We start from the raw sequence: 21,254 nt of genomic DNA, 5'->3' as shown, positions 1-21,254 counted from the left end.
GAGGCTTTTTTTATTGCTCTTAAATCTTAAATAAGATCTAAGGTTAAAAATGTATTTTTGGAATGTAAATTAACTGATTGAACACCTAAAACAGAGCAGAGCAAGGTTAAGGGAGAGAACTTTAATAATAATTATCTGTTGAATATTAGCTTTATATATACCAATCGCAATTCCTATGAGCGTTTACAGCTCCTCATGCTGGATAGCTGTAGAGCTTTGGATAATGGCATTTAAGACTCAATTTAATTCTCAATTTTTAACTTATAAGAATCGTATTTGGGCTGACGTACTGGAAGATTTAGACAGCAAAGAATGAGATTCATGGATCAATAATTTCCATTCACTTAGAAAGCTCAAGATAAAAGCGTAACAATTCGTCGCTGTCACTTCCATCCTGAAATGGCTCTGCTAAAGTAAAAGCAAATCAATAAATTGCAGGGAAGAACAGCATGGCATATCAAAATTTGGATCAGCAATTTATTGCGGGTCAGTGGCAACCCGGTCGTTCCCAGAAAATGATTCAGAATTTGAATCCCTACACCCAAGATACGATCTTTACTTTACAGGCGGCTAGTACTGCAGATGTTGATGCGGCATATGCGGCAGCTGATAAAGCCTTCCAGCAGGGTGTCATTAAATCAGTAGAGTTCAGACAGCAAATCCTGCAAAAACTACAACAGGTAATTCAGGCACGTCAGGATGAAATTATTGACTGGTTAATTCTTGAGTCTGGAAGTACCCGTTTTAAGGCTGGTCTGGAAGTTGGCGCTGCTCTATCTATTATTCAGGAAAGCCAAAAATTTCCGGAGCAGATCAAGACTGAACAGCTGGAGAGTAAAGATCCACAACGTAAAAGTCTGGTACTGCGTAAACCCTTGGGTGTGATTGGTGTCATTAGCCCCTGGAATTTTCCATTTCATTTATCCATGCGTTCTGTAGCAACAGCGATTGCCTGTGGAAATAGTGTGGCACTCAAGCCAGCAAGTGATACACCAGTGACAGGTGGAACCTTATTAGGCAAATTGTTTGAAGAAGCTGGCTTACCTGCAGGTGTGCTCAATGTGGTATCGGGTGCAGGCAGTGAAATCGGTGACTATTTTGTCGAGCACCCAATTCCAAAAATGATCTCATTTACAGGTTCTACTGAAATTGGACAAAATGTAGGAAGCAAAGCCTTAGCCAGCCCTCGGATTAAACGTCTGGCGCTGGAACTGGGCGGAAATGCGCCACTGGTGATTCTGGATGATGCAGACCTTGATCTGGCAGTAGAGTTGACAATTATGGGACGCTTTATGCATCAGGGGCAAATCTGTATGAGCACTAATCGCGTCATTGTCGATGCGTCCGTCTATGATGCCTATGTGGAAAAGCTTTTAGAACGGGTAAAAACTGTTGCTGTAGGTGATCCAAATTTAGAAGAAACCATTATTGGTCCGATCATCAATCAGAGTCAGGTCAAAAAACATCAGCAGATTATTCAAAGTGCAAAAGAGCAGGGTGCAGAGCTAGTATATGAAGGGGGTATAGAAGGTAATCTGGTCTATCCACATATCTTTACTGGGGTAGCACCTGAATCTCCACTGGCTCAGGAAGAAAGTTTTGGACCGATTCTACCAATACTGAAAGCTCGTGATGAAACACATGCCTTAAAGCTGGCCAATGATACCCGTTTTGGCTTATCCAGTGCGGTTTGTACCTCGAATATTGAACGTGGTGTTCATTTTACAGAACAGCTTGATATCGGTATGACCCATATCAATAGTATTAGTGTGGCAGATCAAGCCAATGCTCCGTTTGGGGGAGAGAAAAACTCTGGACTTGGGCGTTTCAATGGACGCTGGATTTTTAAGGAATTCACCCGTACTCACTGGCTGACTGTACCTAGTGAATAATATTAAATGATAGAAACTTATCCATAATCCATACAGGTTTAAGCTTGGCATCAAGCTATAATCAGAACATCAAGTGATCTGTCTGATTAAGCATGTGTGCCAACTTTAAGCCTTTAACTTCGCAGCAAATACATGATCTGGGCTTGCCGGAAATTCCCTTTGAATATCCGGAAGAAGTCTATCCGAATTATGCTACCCCCTTGTTATTTCAATCTGATCAAGGTCTGGAATGGCGCTTGGTTAACTTTGGCTTTATTCCCAAATGGGCAGAGGATAAAACGATTGGGACAAAAACCTACAATGCCAGAAATGAAACTTTGCTGCAAAAACCAACCTTTGCAGAAGCGACAGCCAAATGCAAGTTTGGGGTGATTCCCGTCTCGGAATTTTATGAGTCAAAGTATTTTGATAATAAACCACAGCGCTGGGGCGTCAGACGTAAAGATGGAAAGGCGACCTTTATTGCGGCACTGTATGAAATTGCACGGGTGCAGGATGAAATCGTACGTTCAGCCAGTATGATTACGATGGATGCAATAGACCATCTCATGATGAAAGAGTTTCATGAGCCGGGAAATATTAAACGTTCAGTCATTGTGATTCCACATGAACGTTTACATGAATGGCTGAATCTAACGCAACCGGATATTCGCAGCTTTGTACAAGGATTTCCAGTAGAGGAGTTCGAATGTTCACATGTACCAAAAGAAAGAATCAAAAAAGCCAGTCCACAGCTGAACTTTTTTGATTCCTAAAACCTAGAAAGCAATGGCGGATCGTTAATTATTATAAAAGGTGTTATTGATCTCGCCAGCTAAATACAAAATTGAAAAATACTTAACGAGCCAAATTTTTAAAGATATGGCGTAAGCTTTCCATAGTTTTTTCAATTTGTAATGGGGTTAGCCCTTCAAATGATTGTTCCAGTACAACATTGGTCAGGTCATTAATTTTATGTGTCATTTCCATTCCTTTTTCAGTCAGCACGACACGGGTAATACGAGCATCGTCTTCACAGGAATAGGTCTCAACCAGACCTTCATCTTTTAAGCGATAAACGATCTTGGTGGTTGTCGACATTTTAGATACGACCATTTCTGACAGGTCAGAAACGCTGGCATGTGGTTTGGCTTTAAGAGCAAGCAAGATACGGCGACGTGAATTATCGACACCATACTTTTTAAGTGCATGATCTACATTTAGGACATATTGGGCATGAACTTGAGTCACCCAGTAGTATGGAAAGTTTTCTAAATTAAAGTGTTCTGCACAAGGTAAAAATTTTGCATATTTTTTAGTCATGAAATGTTCCTTTTATTTATTTTTCTAAGGCACTGACATTTTATGTAAAAGTTTATACATATTTCAACCTTTATTTTTAAAATGTTAACGAGATTGCATTTGTTAGATCTTCTTAACATCAAAAAAATCAGGTGATTTATGTGTTGTAGATCAATCGGGGCAAATTGTAACTGTCTTTATCCAGATGAATGGCATTGATATGACATGCAAATCTTAAGACTCCAGATTAAATTTAGAGTCTGAATAAGAACTAGATTGGCAAACCATATGGATAAATGGCCGACCTGCGCATATCTTACTTTTGGTGAGTATGCGGAAATACAATTCAAAATCGATGCTGTTTAAATGAATGCTCTGATAGATTTTATAATCTGTAGCACGATGCAGATTCGGATTTCTCAAATCTGATCGAAAGCTAGAGCGAGTACATTTAAGTTGGTCACCCATCTAATAAAACCGTTTTGGATGAGAAACTTATGCATCTTTTGATCCCACGACTAACTATTTATAACGTATATGAACTATTTTAATAAAAAAATCCATATTTAAAATATGTCTTTAGATAAGTGGATTTAAGGGACGTAGCAGGATAGTGGATGATTCAATATTTTATGATGCATGATTAGATATGAATATTAAGAGAAACAGTAATTTATATCTCAGGCTTCTATCAGATAGATTTAATGCGCTTAGGGTCAAAAAGAAGCCTAAATTTTCTTTAATTTGTAATGAGTTATGTAGAACATAACAGATTCAGGCCAATGATTTGAAAATTAAAAGATTTTAGAATGAGGAGAGGCAAAGCGGTGCAACAGTTTTTCATAAATTTTATTGTTCAAAAATCATAAGTTTATGCATAATAGATACATCTTAAGTCGAAAAGGTTAAATTAAATGGATCCCTCGCCGTGCGTTGATCTTCCATATTCGTTGCTTACATACTCAAACGGGATGGTGTTCTAATGGAATTTTTATTAGACCCCGGAATTTGGGTTGGTTTAATTACTCTTATTATTCTCGAAATCGTTTTAGGTATTGATAACCTAGTCTTTATTGCCATTCTGGCTGAGAAACTTCCTCCTGAACAGCGTGATAAGGCCCGTGTGATTGGTCTATCCTTAGCCTTGTTGATGCGTTTAGGCCTACTGTTCGCAATCTCTTGGTTAGTCACCTTGACTCAACCGATTATTCAATTATTTAACTGGACCTTCTCCGGACGGGATTTGATTCTGCTCTTTGGTGGTTTATTCCTGCTCTATAAAGCCGTTACCGAACTTCATGAAAAAATTGAAGGCAAGCCTGAAATACAGGTCACGACCAAGGTGGCATATGCGGGCTTTACAGCCGTTGTGGTTCAGATTGTCATTTTGGATGCTGTATTCTCATTAGACTCAGTGATTACTGCCGTAGGTATGGTCAATAATATCTATGTCATGATGGCAGCCATGATTATCGCGATGGCCGTGATGTTACTGGCGTCTAAGCCATTGACTAACTTTGTGAATCGTCATCCGACAGTTGTGATTCTATGTTTGAGCTTCCTGTTACTGATCGGGATCAGCCTGATGGCAGAAGGTTTCGGTTTCCATATTCCGAAAGGCTATATCTACTCTGGTATTGGTGTTGCAATTGCAGTTGAAGCCTTTAACCAGTTTAGTCAGCGCAATGCTGCGAAGCATGAAGCCAAGATTCCGCTGCGTCATCGTACCGCTAACAGTATTCTTCAACTGATGGGTGCCAAGCTTGAAACCACAAGTACTACTCAGCATGAAGCGCAGGAAACCTTTGCGGATGAAGAACGCTATATGATTGGCGGAGTATTGACCCTGGCAGAGCGTTCTGTAGCATCGATCATGACCCCACGAAGCCAGATTTCCTGGGTCGATCTGGAGGATAGTCCGGAACAGATCCGTGAAAAAATCCTTTCTGTACCCCACAGCCTGTTTCCGGTTTGCCGGGGCAGTTTGGATAAGGTGATTACCATCGTTCGTGCCAAAGAACTGTTAGATGTACTGGATGAACCGCAAGAATTAAAAGCTTTGATCAAGCGTCATCGCCCTATCTATATCTTTGAAAGAATGAAAGTGATTGACGCGATTAATACCTTGCGCACATCAAAAGGCTCTCTGGTACTGGTCAGTGATGAATTTGGTCATGTACAAGGTCTGATTTCACCGCTAGACGTGTTTGAGGCAATTGCCGGTGAATTCCCAGATGCCGATGAGCAGCTGGATCTGGTCAAAGTTGATGATACACACTGGATTGCGTCCGGTATGCTGGATCTGTACCAGTTAGAACTTGAGCTCGGTATGCTGGATCTGATTGATGAAGATGCAGGCTATATCAGTGTTGCTGGTCTGATTCTGGATAAAACCAGTAGTGTGGTCGAGGTAGGTACTGAACTGAACTACCAAGGTGTTCAATTCAAGGTGATGGAAATCGAAAATAACCGGATTAAATCGGTGAGTATCCATTATCAGGGTTAATCGCCTGTCTTTATTATTTTTTTGAGTCAGTTGCTTAAGGGCAACTGATTTTTTTATTGAATCTTCTTTATGACTTAGATATTAATGCTCACCTAAGCTTATTCTTCAGGCTAAATGGAGTATTGAATATTTTGAAAGCCAAGAATGAGTAATAGGTTTTACTGGCTTAGAAGTAAGAAATCTTAATGAAGTATTAAATTGCAGACATGCTTTATTTAGAATTATTAAACAAATTTAAATAATGTTTAAAAATAAGTGTGAATTTGACTAATTGGTAAAATATATATTTCACGTAATTTTGAAAGATATTAGTCAAATTTGAGATACAAAAGCTCATCCAAAGCTTACACAATACTTAGCTTGAGCGCTTGAAAAATTATTTTTGCCAGATTAGAGCTAAATTTAATTATCTAAAAAATAAGTTGAATAGTGTAATAGGGTGTTCCATGTGTTCATTATAAAACACCCGACTGATGCTTAATCTGCCAAAATCCGAAAGTCTGCATATTGACGGATCGTTTCTATGTTCAATTGATGAATCTCATCGATAAATGCAGCATTAAAATGACCTAAGATTGCTGCTTTGGCAAAAGCCAATTGACCGGCGATTGCAAAATGTACATGAGCAGAGAGTGCTGCGATCGCAGAAGAACTGACTGCACTATAAGCTGCAATCAGTGCGCCTAGGGCACATCCAGTTGCTGTGACGCGCGGTTGTAAATATGAACCGCCTAAAACCTGAATCACTGGATAATCTCTGGAAATGATGTAATCAGACTCACCTGAAATAGCGATACATTCACATTGTTCCAGTAAGGACTGCGCCTGTAGATAGACTTCTGAGCTATCGACAGTGCTATTGACGCCTTTAGACTCGATATTCTTTCCAGCCAAAGCACCAATTTCTGAAGCATTCCCCCGTAAAATTGTGGGTTGATAGGTCATGAGCTGATCCACAACATCTGAACGCCAATGCAGTACATTTCCATAACCAACAGGATCTAGTACCCATGACTTTTGGATACTGTGTGCTGTTTTAGCAGCGATCTGCATCGCCTCGACCTGTTCGGTAGTCGGCGTTCCCAAATTTAAACTGAGTGCTCCAGCAATTTTGACAAAGCTCTCTGCTTCAAAAGGATTATCAATCATAGCGGGCGAAGCATTCGCAGCCAGCAAGATATTGGCCACATAGTTGCTGGCCACCGCATTGGTCATCACATGCACCAATGGTTGCTGCGCTTGAAGCAATGACCAGGCTTCACAGATCTGATCGAGAAGAGTATTTTGTAATTGTTGCACGGAAGTATTCATCATCCTGATCTTTCAAATATGAATAGAGCTGCTAAATGCTTAGCGTGTAAAATAATGGTCTTGATGTTTGCAGTTACGGCATAACAGGCTGACATAATCGCTGGCATCATATTCAACAGTAAGCTCTTGTGAGCCGCAATGCATACAGCGTTTTTGTGAATAAAATTTCAGGCGTGGTTCAATCTTCTGCCATGAACGCCAGATCGGCTGGTAGAAAATATTTTCATCATAACCCAGGAAACGAAAAAACAGAATGCTGCTCATTTTGCTCAAAGGCAATTGTGGTGGACGAGGCAGAATTGAGGTTTCCCATTTTTCATTTACTGAACGTTCCCGATATTGCTGTAGGGTCTTTTTCAGTAAATTGGTATTAATGAAATTTTCATTTCGTGGTTTTAAAGCTTTCTGCTGATACAGATATTCGAGGGCCGATTGCACGAGATAATAAATCTGTCCCACAGCCAAAATATCGAGCAGGCGATAGCAGAAAGCCTGAAAACTTTGATTGCCCGCAATCTGGATACCCCAGCTACGGCAATAGAACTGAGCGAATTGAATGACTTCCTGATACAGTAGACAATACAGTGCATCTTTGACTTCATCCGCACTTTTAAAAGGCACGCCTTTACTCAAATTTTCATAGAACCAGAAACGCAGCTGCTGGGTAATACTAAACAGGCTTGGTTCAGAATAGCCATCCAGACGTATATTAATATAGTACTGCTGATTCTCTTGTTGAATATCTCTAGGAATTAGAATCTGATCTTTCAGCAGATTTTTGACCAGACCATGCTGATACAGGTAATTCGGGCTGATGGAATAATATTTAATGGCATGCCAGTCAATATATTCCTGATGCTGGCTATGTTCCTGAACCTGTTCATCCAGAATCGAGAGCAGAAACAGTTTGTTAATAAAGCTGAGCTGATTAAGCTCATATTCATGCTGATCCTGCTTTTTATAAATTTTCCGGTTTTCCTGTAAACGGACTTCTTTCAGCATACGTTTACGCTGAGCCAGACACTGATCGCAATAACAGTTATGTTTCTGGTCAGTATAGAGCTGATGCTGGCAGTGGCTGCATTCATGATAAGTAATGTCCTGATCATACTGTTCTGCCTCGATCCAGTACATGGAGGCCTTACATAGTGGGCACTGCGTACTTTCATCAAGCTGTTTTTGCAGAACGTTGAATACCATGATTGCGCACAACTCCAGAATAAAGAGAAACTGCGATTATACACAGCTCATCAAAGTCACGCGTCATTTGAGAATATTTTAATGCAGCAGATTTCAGGAGGAGAGAGCCTTTCAACAAACAGAGCTACCGAAGTAGCCCTGTATTCAAGAAAACTGGATCATCGTTTTTTAAACGGGGCAGGGTAATGTTTCGTCTTCCTCTCCTTGATGTTTCGCTTGAATCAACGCCTGCACTTTTTTGGATGGAACCTTTTTGCCACCGAGTGCATCATAAGTATTCAGAATCGCACTGACCTCATGCGCTTGTAGCTGAACGCCTTCAGAACTCATAAACAGGGCAATGACTTTATGATCAATATTGGCCTGATCCAGAACCTGAAGTGTTTTAAGATTTTCAATCCGTACCACATGCTGTTTTAAATACATAGCTCACCTCAATTTCTTTGTTGTCGTTATTCTTGGAGTCTTTGCGCTTGGAGAAAACACACTTAAACTGTAGCAAAAACCATGCTCATTTTTTAATCAGTATTTCGGAATTGCTATTAATCCTAAATTATATATTTTTAAATCAAATAGATAAGAAAATGTAAAAAAATATGATATTGGCTGAAAACTTGGCATATATCTTTCTTTAAATCCTGCCGTTGCTGTTGGGTGAGACAAAATGCATTCAAACTGGTGCATGTCATTTGTGCATTTAAAGTGAAATTCGGAACGCAGATTAACCAGAACCTAATCTTTTAGAAGCCAGATTTTGCAGTGCCCAGCATCTAAATTGGATAAGGTTGTTCTGAACTCAGGCAGTAAATTTTAATATTGGAATAATACTTTGCATATGCAGGAAACATGCATAGAGGAATCATATAGTGCAGATGAGGGCTTTTTTTATTCTATCTTTAAGTTGTTTTAGAGAGGGGGATTTTAGATATCGGGCAAATATAAGGCGATTGTCGTATATTTTGATGTAGCTCAATTGAAAAGATTAGTAATTATTCCCATATACAATACAAATGAAACGCACAGACAGGTTCAAGATCAAGGCGTATGATCAATACATTGACAATCTTTTGCCTTAGAAGCTGTGCAATAAAGGATCAGGACATTATATGAATATCGCGGCGAATCCGGTGATCGAAGCAGATCAAACCATTTATTTAAAAGACTATCAAAAACCTTCTTTTTTTGTAAATTCTATCGACCTGAATATTCAAGTCTATGACGATCATACGCTGGTCAGCAGCAAACTGGAGATGCAGCGTCAAACAGCAGGTGATCTGGTATTGCTTGGTCGTGACCTCGAACTGCAATCGATCCAGTTAAATGGTCAGCCACTAAATGCATCAGATTATATTCTGGATACTGAGCAACTGGTGATTAGCAATGCTCCAGATCAGGCGACCATTGAAACAGTCGTCAAGATTCATCCAGAAAGCAATACCATGCTGGAGGGTCTGTATCAGGCCAGTTCAGATCTGTTCGTCACTCAGAACGAACCGGAAGGTTTCCGTAAAATTACGTTCTATCCAGACCGCCCAGATGTATTGTCTGTATTTACCACTCGTGTCGAAGCTGACAAAAAGTATCCGGTTCTACTGGCTAACGGTAACCTGATTGAAACTGGCGAAGTGGATGAAAACCGTCACTATGCACTTTGGCAAGATCCAACCAAAAAGCCGAGCTATTTATTTGCTTGCGTCATTGGTGATCTGGCAGTAATGAAAGATCGCTATACCACATCAGAAGGTCGTGATGTGGCACTGGAAATCTATGCCGAGGAAAAAGATATTCCAAAATGCAAAATCGCGATGGAAGCCTTAAAACATTCCATGCGTTGGGATGAAGAGCATTATGGTCTGCCATATGACCTTGATAATTACATGATCGTAGCAACCAGCGCATTCAACATGGGAGCGATGGAAAACAAAGGCTTGAATATCTTCAATACCTCATGCGTATTGGCTGATGAAGAATATACAACTGATGCTGCCATCATGCGTGTACAGTCCGTGATTGCCCATGAATATTTCCATAACTGGACGGGTAACCGGATTACTTGTCGTGACTGGTTCCAGCTATGTTTGAAAGAAGGTTTGACTGTATTCCGTGATCAGTCTTTCTCGGAAGATTTGCAGTCTGCTGCGGTACAACGTATTGATGATGTTGCAGTCCTGAAAGCGCATCAGTTTCCGGAAGATTCTGGCCCTTTATCGCATCCACCGCGTCCGGATCATTTTGTAGAAATTAATAACTTCTATACGGCGACCGTGTATGAAAAAGGTGCAGAAATTAACCGTATGATGGCGACTTTGCTCGGTAAAGAAAAATTCCGTCAGGGTACAGATGAATATTTCCGCCGTCATGATGGTCAGGCCGTAACGGTTGAAGACTGGGTAGCTGCATTGACTGCCGGTTCAGGTGTGGATCTATCAAACTTCCTGACTTGGTATAACCAGCCAGGTACACCAAAACTGGTCGCAAAAGGTGAGTATGATGCAGATGCACAAACTTATCGTCTTCGCTTTAAGCAAAGTCTGAAAGCTCATCCGAAATATCCGAATCTGAAAGCTGTTCCGATTCCAGTGGCTTTGGCCTTGTTTGATGCGGCTACAGGCGAGCAGCTGAGCCTGCACTCTGATGCCTTATTTGAAAATGGCGTCAAAGATGGGGTGTATCTATTTGATCAGGATGAAGCGACCATCGAGTTTAGCGGTATAACCAGCAAGCCGGTTGTTTCTTTACTGCGTAACTTCTCTGCACCCGTTGATCTTCATTTTGATTACTCTGAACAAGAACTGGCGTTCCTGTTGCAATATGAAACCAATGGTTTTAACCAGTGGCAGGCGACCCAGACTTTATTAGAACGCATTCTGCTGGATGATCAACCTTCTGAAATCTATATCGAGGCAATGCTAAATACCTTGCCTGATCTGATTCAGAAAGATCCGCTATTGGCTTCCCGTCTGTTTGATGTGCCGGCTGAAGGTTACCTGGGTAGCCGTATTGATACAGACTATAATCCAGCCATGATTCAGGAAAAACGTGATGCCTTGCTGCATAAATTGGCACGTGCCTTTGGAGCCACAGCTAAAGAAATCTATCTGAGTCTGGATCCTGAATTGCAGTCAGATTTCTCCCAAGCGATGGGTGTACGTGCATTGAAAAATATCATGTTGATGCTGATTGCACGTCAAGGTGATGAAAGTGCATTTGAACTGGCAGAGCAGCAATACCAAAACACAGGCAACATGTCTGAACGTTTAGGTGCCTTGCGTGTGCTGGTATGGAATGATGCCCCTCAAGCCAAAGCATTCCTGGATGATTTCTATAACCGCTTTAAAGATGAAGCGCTGGCACTGGATCAATGGTTCATGCTGCAAGCCGCTCATCCAAAAGCGACTGCAGAAACAATTAAAGCACTCACTGAGCATGCAGATTATGACTTGAAAGTGCCAAACCGTATTCGTGCAGTGAGTGGCGGTTTGAATGCCAATCCGGTCAATACCTGGAGTTTTGGTGTACAGCATTATATCGAGCTGGCGAAATATCTGGATCAGAAAAACCCGATTGTCGGTTCACGTCTGCTTCAGGTGCTTTCACGCTGGTATACACTGATTGAACCACAACGCAGTGAAGTCAAAGCACAACTTGAAGCTTTAAAACCACAGGTGAAATCGAAAAATGTCTCTGAGACATTGAACAGCATGTTAAGCGTATAAGATCATTATGTAAAAAGCCGGATCATCTGATCCGGCTTTTTATTATTTACTTATTTTAAATGGTGAATTTAAACACATTTAAAATCCTATAATGCGAAATCAGCCACATAAAAGGTTTACAGTAAGAGGCTAGACAGGAAAGTAAAACTATACTTTTCTATTAAACATGAAGAAATCTTCAAATTGATATACTAGAGGTCTTATTCAAGATGTTGGTGAAAATCGAAGATGGTTTTTATTTAAATACTCGGCATATTATTGCGGTTCATGTCAGCAGAAATGCTGCGACTGGTCTGTTTGAAATCTCCCTTCAATATACACCGCATTCTATTCAGCAAGCTGGAGAATACAAAAAAGTATTTAATAGCCAGCTGGATGCTGAACTCTTCCTGAACGAACTGAATCAAAAAGTTCGCTAAAAAAAGCCTGCATAGCAGGCTTTTTTTGTTGTCTGCTTTACGATCTCACAATCAATACCGGAATCTCGGACTGGGAAAGAACATTCTGTGCCACGCTACCCAGCATTAGTTTTTGCAGACCTTTACGGCCATGTGATCCCATGATAATCAGATCGGTCGGAACTTCCTGCGCTGCCTGAAGAATTCCTTCAGAAGGTGTCATACCATGAATGATTTTAGTCGTGACTTGCGTACCATCATGCACAAAATTTGCCTTGATCTCATTTAAAAGATCCAGTGCATGTTGTTCTGCCTGCATGAAATAGTCAGTGACTGCGGGAGCAACCTTATAAAAGTCCACGCCTTTAAATGGATCTACGGCAATAATACTGACCAATGTCACCTTACTACTAAAAGCTTTGGCCAGCTCACGGGCATGTTCAGCTGCAGCATAGGACATCGAGGATTCATCGAGTGCGACAAGAATATGTTCATAGTTTTGCATAGTGCCTCCTCATTTTTAGAATATGCAGTGAAATGGTCATTTAGAAAATGGAGGTTCACTGTAGAAGGGTTTAGACAGAAACACTGCCTGAAAAAGTTGCGCACCTTGAAGATGCGCAAATCAGATCATTTTTTAACGATTAACACCGGAATTTGACTGGCGCCCAAAACATCTTGTGCAAAGCTGCCCAGAATCATTTTCTGGAAGCCTTTACGACCGTGTGAACCCATGACGATCAGATCGGCTTGGGTTTCCTCTGCAGTCTCAGCAATATGTTCGGCATTCACCAGACCAGTCACAATGCGGGAATCTGCTTCTATACCTTCACCGTCTGCAATCGCAGTGGCTTCTTTTAGGGCATTTTTTGCATTGGCATGAGCCTGAGCAAAATACTCTTTCATGATGGTTGAACTGTAGTAGAAGTCAGCTTCGGTAAAAGGGTCTTCTGCAATCAGGCTGATCAGGGAAAGTTTACTGCCAAATGCCTTGGCAATTTTGGCTGCATGTCGAACTGCAGAAAAGGAAATATCTGAACCGTCTACTGGGACTAAAATATGTTGGTAAGCCATGATTTTTCTCCGCATGTTGTGTGTCTTTTACGCTCTGATTTATTGATAGCACAGTCCACCCAAGGGTGCAATTGCAAAAAGCTGAAAAATGGCAAAAAATCTTTAAATTACAGATATTTTTCACGTGAAAGCAGAGATTTGATTAAAGAAAAAACAGAGCGAAAAACTAGGAATTCAGGTTTTATTGATCAAAAATAACAGGATAAATGACGCTGTTTTTCTGGGAATAGTTTAAACTGCCTAAGCTTATTTTTTGGCTGATCGAGGGGAAGGTTTTGAGGTTCTTTGTCATTCATTTATTGCTGCTCTGTTCAATTATTCTGGCAGGCTGTCAAAATACTGTACAAAATAGCCGGGTCATTGCCGGTGCTTTTAATTTGACCACAGGGATGCAGCAAAAGGTGATAGATCGCTATGCACCAGGTTCGGTCATCGTGCATCAGAATATGATCTATGCACCGCAGAAAAAGCTCTCTCTGGATCTGTATCAACCGCAAAATATCGAAAGTATTGGCCCCCAACCAACTATTGTGTGGATTCATGGTGGTGGCTGGATTTCTGGTTCAAAAGAACATGCTCGGGGTTATTTTAAACTTCTGGCTGCGCAAGGTTATAATGTGGTATCGGTTCAATATCAGTTTGCACCTCAAGCGATTTATCCAAGTCAGTTACATCAGATTGATCAGGCTTTGGAGTTTATTACTCAACATGCAGCCGAATACCAGATTGATGCCCAGAATTTATATCTGGCCGGAGATTCTGCCGGTGCGAATATGGCCAGCCATTATGCTGCGCTTCTAACAAATCCTGACTTCGCCAAACAATCTGATTTTCAGCCTTATCTGCAACCCTCTCAGCTTAAAGGTCTGATTCTGCACTGTGGTATTTATGACCTGGAGTCATTTGCCAGTACTGCACCTGATGAAATGAAGATCGTAGAGTGGGGCGTATATAGCCTGATTCAGGCCTATACAGGTGACCGTAAAAATGATGCCGAGTTTCTCAAACGTATTTCTCCAATCCAGTATATTACGCCGTCGTATCCGCCAGTATTCATTAGCGGGGGCAACAAGGACTTTCTGACTGATACCCAATCCTTGCCTTTTATCAAAGCTTTAAAAGCGCAGCAGGTTCCAGTGACAGAAGTTTTTTATCCCGAATCTAAAGCCTGGCTGATTCATGAATATCAGTTCTTTATGGGCAAGAAAGAAAGTCAGCAGACTTTTATCAAGACGCTGGATTTTTTGCATCAGCTTTCGCCTCTCAACATAAACTTATAAAAAATTTATTTCTTAAGACCATAACTAAGCTTTGGTTTAGGAAAGACAGATTTGGAGGATGAATAAATGAACCCTGCAACTTGGGCATATCTTTTGTTGGGTTTGGCCATTATTGCCGAAGTCACTGGATCTACATTTCTGGTGAAATCTGAAGGCTTTACCCGTTTGTGGCCTTCTTTAGCGGTGGTCGTTTTATTTTGTATCGCCTTTTATTTGCTGTCTCAGGTGATCAAGGTGATTCCTTTAGGCATTGCTTATGCGATCTGGGCCGGTGTGGGGATCATTCTCACGGCCATTGTTGGTTATATTGTATTTAAGCAGGCGCTGGATCTTCCTGCTTTTATCGGTATTGCCCTGATTATTTCCGGTGTAGTGGTCATTAATCTGTTTTCTCAAGCAGCAGGGCATTAAAAAAAGATAGATATAAGTCATCTCTACTTTTATAAATTTAAGCCAACTGAGGTTTAAGCTTAAATATTAAATAAACCATCAAACCAAGCAGTAGGCCCCAGAAAGCGGAACCAATGCCGAAAAACTGGATATTGGATGCACTGAACAGAAAGGTTATCAGTGCGGCTTCCCGGTCATGACTGTCCTGAAAAGCCAGTGCAATGTTGTGGCTAATGGTGCCAAACAGCGCAATGCCGGCCAGAACCGTAATGAGAATACCCGGAAAAGCCATCAATAAGCTGGTCAGGGTCGCAGCGAAGAAACCCATCAGAATATAAAACAGACCACAGCTCATACCTGCGATATAACGCTTAGCTGGATCAGGATGTGCCTGTGCATCCAGACTGACTGCTGCACTAATTGCAGCAAGATTAACACTGAAACAGCCAAAGGGAGCGAGTAGTGCCTGAGTGAGGCCCGTCCAGCCTAAAATCGAATTTACCTTGGGTGGATAGCCATAACTTTTAATTACAGCCAGGCCTGGTAAATATTGCGATGCCAGATTAATCACCATCAGCGGAAGAGCCAGTCCTAAAATAGCTTGCAGGCTAAATTCTGGTGTGGTCCATACAGGCTGGGCGATGCTCCAGTCCAAACTTGGGAGCGTAAAATCGATAAAGAACGGACAGAGTGCAATTGCAAGCAGTACGGTAATGACAATGCTATAACGGGTACTGAGCTTTTTAGAAATGAGGTAAATCGCCAGTACGGTAAGCACAAAGCCCCAGGATTGTTGTAGGCTGCTAAATACCGAAATCCCAAATTTCAGCAAGACACCAGCCAGCATGGCACTGGTCAGGCTTTGCGGAATAAACTGAAAAATCCGGTCAAATATTCCGAAAAATCCCAGACAGGCAATCAGGATGCCGCAAATCAGAAAAGCGCCAATCGCTTCGGCTAGACTGTAATGGCCTGCGGAGGCAATAATTAACGCCAGACCGGCTGTCGACCAGGCGGTGGAAATCGGATAACGATATTTCCAGGAAAGCAGCAAGCCGGAAACCCCAATACCTATACCGAGTGCCCATAACCAGGAACTGATTTGCGCTGCATTTGCACCCAGACTTTGCGCTGCTTCAATGACCAGTACCGCGGATACGCTGATCCCAATCATGCAGGTAATAAAACCCGCCATGATGGCAGGAAAGGAGAGATCTTGTAAAAGTTTAGGCATCATCCATGACACTATTTTTAAATGCGTTTAAATCATACGCTTTTCATATATAAACACAATGTTTTTAACAATTTTAGAAAGAGCTGCTCTTGCCAGAAATCTACTAATTTTTAGAAGGTTGAAGTCGCCAGTTTGATTCCGAATCCGCAGAATAGAATTCCTACTGAAGCAACTCCGCCAGCGGTCAATTTATAATTCTGGTTGAAATAGCTCGCGAGTTTGACCCCGGAAAAGATCAGGATTGAAAGGTAGGTCATGCTGATCAGTTGCAGGATTAAAGCCAAGAGTGCGAAAGTCAGTGCCGGATAAGGGTAAGCAGGATCGACAAACTGCACAAAAAAAGACAGGTAGAACAGAATCGCTTTAGGATTTAAAACACTGATTGTCAATGCTGTACGGAAAGGCTGAATCGACCTGACAGTTTCAGGAGTAGCCTTTTTAATCTGAACACGTTGTGACGACTGTTTCGGAAAGAAAGTCTGATAGGCGGCAATGATCAGTTTGATACCAAGATAACTGAGATAGACAGCACCGATAATTTTCAGGGCAATAAATAGCACGGGAAACGCATGAAGTAGAGAAGCTGCGCCTAACGCCGTACACAGGATCAGAATCAGGTCACCGGTATAAACCCCTAAGGCACCCATATAACCGGTCTTGATGCCAAAACGAGAGGCAATTGACATGACATAGAGGGAATTCGGCCCCGGCAGTAACACAATTAACGTTGTCCCAATGATAAAGGTCGTTAGATCTGTGATACCAAACACGAAGAACTCGCAAAAATGAAAAAAGCCGATGCGGCATTATAGCAACATCGGCCTGCAGAAATTCTATAAATTCGCTGTGAAATTAGGTGGTGCTCAAAAAACTTTCCTTTAATAAAGCCGCCAGTTGTTCACGGGCTTTGATAAAGCCATCGATACCACCTTGCAGTAGTTCACTGGCCATCTGGTCCTGTTTCAGTTGTGCATCAAAATCGGCATGACTGATTGGACTCAGTTCACCTTGAGATTGAATATCTTTGGCTGAAAGTTGAGCCTGAACTTCACGCTGATCATTTTCCAGTTGTTCCAGCAAGTTTGGTGCGACAGTGAGCAGATCACAACCGCTGAGGCCCAGAACCTGCTCAATACTACGGAAGCTTGCACCCATGATTTCAGTTTTAATCCCATGCGTTTTATAGAACTCATAAATGCGCTTCACTGAGAGTACGCCCGGATCTTTTTCGATCGGATACGACTCAACACCTTCCGCTTTTTTGTACCAGTCTAGAATGCGGCCGACAAAAGGTGAGATTAAAGTCACTTTGGCATCAGCGCAGGCATGGGCCTGATGCTGGCCAAACAATAAGGTCAGGTTGGTATGGAGACCTTCTTCTTCCAATGCTTTTGCTGCCTGAATGCCTTCCCAAGTCGATGCGATCTTAATCAGGATGCGGTCAGAATTAATCCCATATTGATCATACAGCGCGAGTAATTCTTTAGCCTTGGCGATGGTCGCTTCAGTATCAAAAGACAGGGAGGCATCCACCTCAGTCGAAACACGACCTTCAATCAGTTTTAAAATTTCAACACCGAATTTGACGGTCAAAATGTCAATGGTGCGTTCTATCAGAGCATTATTAACATAGCCTTCTTGCTGGGCTTGTTGAAAAGCAGTTTCAATCAATGCCTGATTTTCAGGCTGTTTCGCTGCAGCAGTAATCAGAGATGGATTTGTGGTTGCATCCAGAGGGCGAAATTTCTCAATTGCGCTTAAATCACTGCTATCTGCCACAATGGTCGTCAAGTTTTTTAATTGGTTTAATGCTGTTAATGTCATTACGATCTAGTTCTATGGTTATTGCTTATGCATTCTTATATATCATAAATCATCCTCTTACCAAGTAGACTGTCGTTGAATTTCTGTGATTAATGGTCGGTTTTTCGCTGCTGACGCAAGTGATTAATCAAAAAATGAGCAGCTGTACCCAGTCGAGTTTCCCGACTCCAGACCAGATCGACAAAATATTCAAATTTTGGGGTGAAATCGAGCAGCTGCAAGATCTGTAGTTGCTCCTGCAAGTGTGGCTGTTCATTGATCATTTCCAGAGGAAGTACCCCCCAGCCTAAACCTTGCAAGATCATGTTACAGGCAGATTGATGATTGTCAGTGCGCCAGTAATTTCGGGAAAAGAGCAGTTCTGGCTTAATGCTACGATCACGACTGGCAACAACAATCTGTCGATTTTGTAAAATCTGCTCATAACTGACCTGATGAAATTGACTTAATGGATGCTGTTTGGCCGCAACGGCGACCAGTACCTCACGCTTTAATTCTATAAACTGTTCACGGGTTTCCAACTGTTCTCGTTCAAACATCAGCGCTAACTGCGCTGAACCTTCAAACAGCATGCGATGAGCATCCTCTTGGGGTGCGCTAAATACATTAACTTGCAGCGCTGGAAATTCCCGTTCCAGCAAAACGATATAATCGGTCCAGCGGGTATGGAGTAATTCAGACACCACCACAATATTTAATTCAGATTCCAGGCCTGAACTGAGCGCAAGCGCATGTTGCTTCCATTGGTTGATTTCAACCAAAAGCTGTTCAGTTTTTTCATATAGCACTTGCGCCTGTGCGGTGGGTTTCGGTTCACGGCCAATGCGTTCAAATAGCACCAGATTAAGATCAATTTCCAGATTGGCAATGGACATGCTCACTGCAGAAGGAACCTTACCAAGTTTACGTGCAGCAGCAGAGAAGGAGCCGGTTTCCATGACCAGTTTAAACATCAGTAGCTGTTCTTGATTGATATTCATGCATTCTATCTTTCATTTATATTGATAGATTCTAACTCGAATAATCAAATTTAAAGAAATAAAATTCCCTTATCTCCTGACTTGATGAACTGAAATGTTAATTTCGAAAAGAAGACTGATTCATGCCACCTTATATGAAGGCATTCTATTGGTGGTGATTGCCATATTACTGAGTACGCTCATGCATATGCCGCTTGAGGTCACAGGCGCTCTCGGAATTGCGATGGCTGTGACTTCAATGTTCTGGAATATGCTGTTTAATCATTATTTTGAAAAGTTTGAAGCCAAACATCGTCTGAAAAGAACCATCAAAGTGCGAATTGCTCATGCGATTGGATTTGAAGGCGGTTTGATGCTGGCGACGATTCCGATGGTGGCTTATGCATTACAGATCAGTCTGGCGCAGGCTTTTCTTTTAGATCTGGCGATGACATTATGTATTCTGGTGTATACTTTTATTTTCCAGTGGTGCTATGACCAGCTTGAGGCCAAAATGGGTCTGGAACCAGACTACCGAAAAGCTTAACTTGAGTCTTTACTAGAGTAATCTTCAGTGCTCTATTAAAATTACTGCAATAAAAAACCGCTCTTTATGAGCGGTTTTTTATATGAAGCTTGGATTATTTTTCAATAATTGCTGTTACGCCTTGACCACCAGCTGCACAGATCGAAACAAGCACACGACCTGAACCTTTCTGGTTAATCAGTTTTGCCGCAGTCGCGATAATACGACCGCCAGTCGCTGCAAACGGGTGACCTGCAGCAAGAGAAGAACCTTTTACGTTCAGTTTGGCACGGTCAATTGAACCTAGTGGAGCATCCAGACCTAAACGCTCTTTACAGAATTTTGGATCTTCCCAAGCTTTCAGCGTTGAAAGTACTTGTGATGCAAATGCTTCATGAATTTCATAGTAGTCAAAATCTTGCAGTTTCAGACCAGCACGTTCCAGCATACGAGGGACTGCATAAGCAGGTGCCATCAACAGGCCTTCTTTCTTCTCTACGAAATCAACGGCAGCAGTTTCCTGGAAAGTCAGGTAAGCCAGTACTTCATGGCCATTTGCTTTAGCCCATTCTTCAGAAGCCAGTAGCACACAAGAAGCACCATCAGTCAGTGGAGTAGAGTTACCCGCAGTCATGGTACGTGCATCACCTTTACCAAAAGCAGGTTTTAGTTTCGCCAGTTTTTCAACTGAAGAATCAGGACGCAAGTTGTTGTCACGTTCAAGACCCAGGAATGGAGTCACCAGGTCATCAAAGAAACCTTCTTCATAGGCTGCTGCCATTTTCTGGTGTGAAGAAGCGGCTAACTCATCTTGCGCTTCACGAGAAATACCCCATTCCAGTGTAGTAATTGCTTGATGGTCACCCATAGACAGGCCAGTACGTGGCTCACCATTTTTTGGTGCATCCATCAGGTCTTTCACATTGATTTTAGTCAGTGCTTTTAAACGGTCTTTCGCCGTTTTCGCAATATTCAGCTCAAGTAATGCTTTACGTAAGCCATCACCAAAAGCGATTGGTGCATCAGAAGTCGTATCTACACCACCTGCGATTCCCACTTCTATCTGACCTAGAGCAATCTTGTTTGCGACTAGGAATGCCGCTTGAAGGCCAGTACCACATGCTTGCTGGATGTCATAAGCAGGGGTTTCCGGTGCAAGAGCAGTATTCAGTACACATTCGCGAGTCATGTTGAAGTCGCGGCTATGTTTCAGTACAGCACCTGCAACCACTTCACCTAAGCGTTGACCTTGAAGGTTAAAACGTTCAACCAGACCATTCAGGGCTGCTGTGAACATATCAGTATTGGATGCCGTAAAGTAAGCACCGTTAGAACGTGCAAATGGAATGCGGTTACCACCGATAATAGCAACGCGGCGAACTGTATTTTGGCTCATGTTTGGTTCCTGTTGAACAGAAGTCTGTGTTATAGATGTTGAATCTTGTTGGCTTGAAGTCGTTTTTTTGGTACGTGCAGATGTACTGCGTGTACGTGTGGTTTTAGCCGGACTTTTTTCTGCGGCATTGGCTGTATCAGGATTTTTAGTGCTACGCTTGCTACGCGTTGATGGTTTTGACACAGTTTCTGTCGCAGAGTTCTCGACTGCTGGATTATCTTGAGTTGTTTTGCTCATAAGGCTTTACCAGGCAAATAGATCGTCTTC

19 protein-coding genes are annotated in these 21,254 nt (G+C 41.9%); 8 read left to right on the top strand and 11 right to left on the bottom strand.

All coding sequences use genetic code 11. From position 1 onward, the window contains the following. Positions 1–449 precede the first annotated feature (449 nt). Positions 450–1,892, top strand: a complete 1,443-nt coding sequence (locus FOC32_RS13420) for an aldehyde dehydrogenase family protein (RefSeq protein ID WP_034702316.1) — start codon at positions 450–452, stop codon at positions 1,890–1,892. Positions 1,893–1,984: 92 nt separating this feature from the next. After that, positions 1,985–2,647 carry an SOS response-associated peptidase family protein gene (locus FOC32_RS13415; RefSeq protein WP_034702319.1) on the top strand — a complete coding sequence of 221 codons (663 nt, stop codon included), beginning with the start codon at positions 1,985–1,987 and terminating at the stop codon, positions 2,645–2,647. Between the two features lie 82 nt (positions 2,648–2,729). Here FOC32_RS13415 and FOC32_RS13410 read toward each other — a convergent pair whose 3' ends face one another. Continuing rightward, positions 2,730–3,194 (bottom strand): MarR family winged helix-turn-helix transcriptional regulator, encoded by a 465-nt coding sequence (locus FOC32_RS13410; RefSeq protein WP_005236095.1) that lies wholly within the window; start codon positions 3,192–3,194, stop codon positions 2,730–2,732. Between the two features lie 961 nt (positions 3,195–4,155). Between FOC32_RS13410 and FOC32_RS13405 the strand changes: the two genes are divergently transcribed. After that, positions 4,156–5,679 (top strand): TerC family protein, encoded by a 1,524-nt coding sequence (locus tag FOC32_RS13405; RefSeq protein ID WP_034702321.1) that lies wholly within the window; start codon positions 4,156–4,158, stop codon positions 5,677–5,679. A 477-nt stretch (positions 5,680–6,156) separates the two neighbouring features. Here FOC32_RS13405 and thiM read toward each other — a convergent pair whose 3' ends face one another. The 3 genes from thiM to FOC32_RS13390 all read right to left on the bottom strand — a co-directional run bounded on the left by thiM (position 6,157) and on the right by FOC32_RS13390 (position 8,616). Then, on the bottom strand, positions 6,157–6,990 hold the full coding sequence (gene thiM, locus FOC32_RS13400; RefSeq protein ID WP_175967782.1) for a hydroxyethylthiazole kinase: 834 nt from the start codon (positions 6,988–6,990) through the stop codon (positions 6,157–6,159). 39 nt (positions 6,991–7,029) lie between these two features. Next, complete coding sequence (locus tag FOC32_RS13395) at positions 7,030–8,190, bottom strand: hypothetical protein (RefSeq protein ID WP_175967780.1); 1,161 nt, start codon at positions 8,188–8,190, stop codon at positions 7,030–7,032. Positions 8,191–8,358: 168 nt separating this feature from the next. Further along, positions 8,359–8,616 (bottom strand): hypothetical protein, encoded by a 258-nt coding sequence (locus FOC32_RS13390; protein ID WP_005236083.1) that lies wholly within the window; start codon positions 8,614–8,616, stop codon positions 8,359–8,361. Between the two features lie 680 nt (positions 8,617–9,296). Here FOC32_RS13390 and pepN point away from each other — a divergent pair. Both pepN and FOC32_RS13380 read left to right on the top strand, forming a co-directional pair. Next, positions 9,297–11,906, top strand: coding sequence for an aminopeptidase N (gene pepN / locus FOC32_RS13385; RefSeq protein WP_175967778.1), 2,610 nt, complete (start codon positions 9,297–9,299; stop codon positions 11,904–11,906). 209 nt (positions 11,907–12,115) lie between these two features. After that, a complete protein-coding gene (locus FOC32_RS13380) occupies positions 12,116–12,325 on the top strand; it encodes a hypothetical protein (protein WP_004783945.1) in 210 nt (69 codons plus the stop codon). Between the two features lie 37 nt (positions 12,326–12,362). Here FOC32_RS13380 and FOC32_RS13375 read toward each other — a convergent pair whose 3' ends face one another. Next, positions 12,363–12,809, bottom strand: a complete 447-nt coding sequence (locus FOC32_RS13375) for a universal stress protein (RefSeq protein ID WP_004783943.1) — start codon at positions 12,807–12,809, stop codon at positions 12,363–12,365. A gap of 125 nt (positions 12,810–12,934) precedes the next feature. Further along, positions 12,935–13,378 carry a universal stress protein gene (locus tag FOC32_RS13370; protein WP_004783941.1) on the bottom strand — a complete coding sequence of 148 codons (444 nt, stop codon included), beginning with the start codon at positions 13,376–13,378 and terminating at the stop codon, positions 12,935–12,937. 275 nt (positions 13,379–13,653) lie between these two features. Here FOC32_RS13370 and FOC32_RS13365 point away from each other — a divergent pair, with 275 nt between their 5' ends. Both FOC32_RS13365 and FOC32_RS13360 read left to right on the top strand, forming a co-directional pair. Then, the gene (locus tag FOC32_RS13365) at positions 13,654–14,658 is read left to right on the top strand and encodes an alpha/beta hydrolase (protein ID WP_034703541.1); all 1,005 of its coding nucleotides are present in this window, start codon (positions 13,654–13,656) and stop codon (positions 14,656–14,658) included. A gap of 66 nt (positions 14,659–14,724) precedes the next feature. Further along, positions 14,725–15,069 carry an SMR family transporter gene (locus FOC32_RS13360; RefSeq protein WP_005236073.1) on the top strand — a complete coding sequence of 115 codons (345 nt, stop codon included), beginning with the start codon at positions 14,725–14,727 and terminating at the stop codon, positions 15,067–15,069. Positions 15,070–15,106: 37 nt separating this feature from the next. Here the strand turns inward: FOC32_RS13360 and FOC32_RS13355 are convergent, their stop codons facing one another. The 4 genes from FOC32_RS13355 to FOC32_RS13340 form a co-directional block, all read right to left on the bottom strand. Beyond that, entirely contained in the window at positions 15,107–16,282 is a 1,176-nt protein-coding gene (locus FOC32_RS13355) for a benzoate/H(+) symporter BenE family transporter (RefSeq protein ID WP_175967776.1), read from the bottom strand. 110 nt (positions 16,283–16,392) lie between these two features. Beyond that, on the bottom strand, positions 16,393–17,052 hold the full coding sequence (gene leuE / locus FOC32_RS13350; protein ID WP_175967774.1) for a leucine efflux protein LeuE: 660 nt from the start codon (positions 17,050–17,052) through the stop codon (positions 16,393–16,395). Between the two features lie 82 nt (positions 17,053–17,134). After that, positions 17,135–18,106: a transaldolase gene (gene tal, locus FOC32_RS13345; RefSeq protein ID WP_175967773.1), complete on the bottom strand. Its 972-nt coding sequence runs from the start codon at positions 18,104–18,106 to the stop codon at positions 17,135–17,137. Between the two features lie 89 nt (positions 18,107–18,195). Then, positions 18,196–19,086 (bottom strand): LysR family transcriptional regulator, encoded by an 891-nt coding sequence (locus FOC32_RS13340; protein WP_175967771.1) that lies wholly within the window; start codon positions 19,084–19,086, stop codon positions 18,196–18,198. A 94-nt stretch (positions 19,087–19,180) separates the two neighbouring features. Here FOC32_RS13340 and aceI point away from each other — a divergent pair, with 94 nt between their 5' ends. Then, complete coding sequence (gene aceI, locus FOC32_RS13335) at positions 19,181–19,612, top strand: chlorhexidine efflux PACE transporter AceI (protein ID WP_005236068.1); 432 nt, start codon at positions 19,181–19,183, stop codon at positions 19,610–19,612. A 94-nt stretch (positions 19,613–19,706) separates the two neighbouring features. On the opposite strand, the gene FOC32_RS13330 is transcribed toward aceI, so the two are convergent. Continuing rightward, positions 19,707–21,224, bottom strand: a complete 1,518-nt coding sequence (locus FOC32_RS13330) for an acetyl-CoA C-acetyltransferase (RefSeq protein ID WP_004783924.1) — start codon at positions 21,222–21,224, stop codon at positions 19,707–19,709. Positions 21,225–21,254: the final 30 nt, after the last annotated feature.

It is taken from the genome of Acinetobacter sp. FDAARGOS_724, from assembly GCF_013364475.1.
GTDB classification, from domain to species: Bacteria; Pseudomonadota; Gammaproteobacteria; order Pseudomonadales; family Moraxellaceae; genus Acinetobacter; species Acinetobacter variabilis.
The sequence above is the reverse complement of the archived record's forward strand: the minus strand, read 5'-3'. Positions and strand labels throughout refer to the sequence as shown.

Excerpts from the sequence above, each read along its gene's own strand:
- FOC32_RS13380 (WP_004783945.1), top strand. The coding sequence starts at position 12,116 with ATGTTGGTGAAAATCGAAGATGGTTTTTATTTAAATACTCGGCATATT.
- FOC32_RS13370 (WP_004783941.1), bottom strand. The coding sequence starts at position 13,378 with ATGGCTTACCAACATATTTTAGTCCCAGTAGACGGTTCAGATATTTCC.
- pepN (WP_175967778.1), top strand. The coding sequence starts at position 9,297 with ATGAATATCGCGGCGAATCCGGTGATCGAAGCAGATCAAACCATTTAT.
- FOC32_RS13390 (WP_005236083.1), bottom strand. The coding sequence starts at position 8,616 with ATGTATTTAAAACAGCATGTGGTACGGATTGAAAATCTTAAAACACTT.
- FOC32_RS13355 (WP_175967776.1), bottom strand. The coding sequence starts at position 16,282 with ATGCCTAAACTTTTACAAGATCTCTCCTTTCCTGCCATCATGGCGGGT.
- FOC32_RS13420 (WP_034702316.1), top strand. The coding sequence starts at position 450 with ATGGCATATCAAAATTTGGATCAGCAATTTATTGCGGGTCAGTGGCAA.
- thiM (WP_175967782.1), bottom strand. The coding sequence starts at position 6,990 with ATGAATACTTCCGTGCAACAATTACAAAATACTCTTCTCGATCAGATC.
- FOC32_RS13415 (WP_034702319.1), top strand. The coding sequence starts at position 1,985 with ATGTGTGCCAACTTTAAGCCTTTAACTTCGCAGCAAATACATGATCTG.
- FOC32_RS13360 (WP_005236073.1), top strand. The coding sequence starts at position 14,725 with ATGAACCCTGCAACTTGGGCATATCTTTTGTTGGGTTTGGCCATTATT.
- FOC32_RS13405 (WP_034702321.1), top strand. The coding sequence starts at position 4,156 with ATGGAATTTTTATTAGACCCCGGAATTTGGGTTGGTTTAATTACTCTT.
- FOC32_RS13410 (WP_005236095.1), bottom strand. The coding sequence starts at position 3,194 with ATGACTAAAAAATATGCAAAATTTTTACCTTGTGCAGAACACTTTAAT.
- FOC32_RS13330 (WP_004783924.1), bottom strand. The coding sequence starts at position 21,224 with ATGAGCAAAACAACTCAAGATAATCCAGCAGTCGAGAACTCTGCGACA.
- tal (WP_175967773.1), bottom strand. The coding sequence starts at position 18,106 with ATGACATTAACAGCATTAAACCAATTAAAAAACTTGACGACCATTGTG.
- aceI (WP_005236068.1), top strand. The coding sequence starts at position 19,181 with ATGTTAATTTCGAAAAGAAGACTGATTCATGCCACCTTATATGAAGGC.
- FOC32_RS13395 (WP_175967780.1), bottom strand. The coding sequence starts at position 8,190 with ATGGTATTCAACGTTCTGCAAAAACAGCTTGATGAAAGTACGCAGTGC.
- FOC32_RS13375 (WP_004783943.1), bottom strand. The coding sequence starts at position 12,809 with ATGCAAAACTATGAACATATTCTTGTCGCACTCGATGAATCCTCGATG.
- FOC32_RS13340 (WP_175967771.1), bottom strand. The coding sequence starts at position 19,086 with ATGAATATCAATCAAGAACAGCTACTGATGTTTAAACTGGTCATGGAA.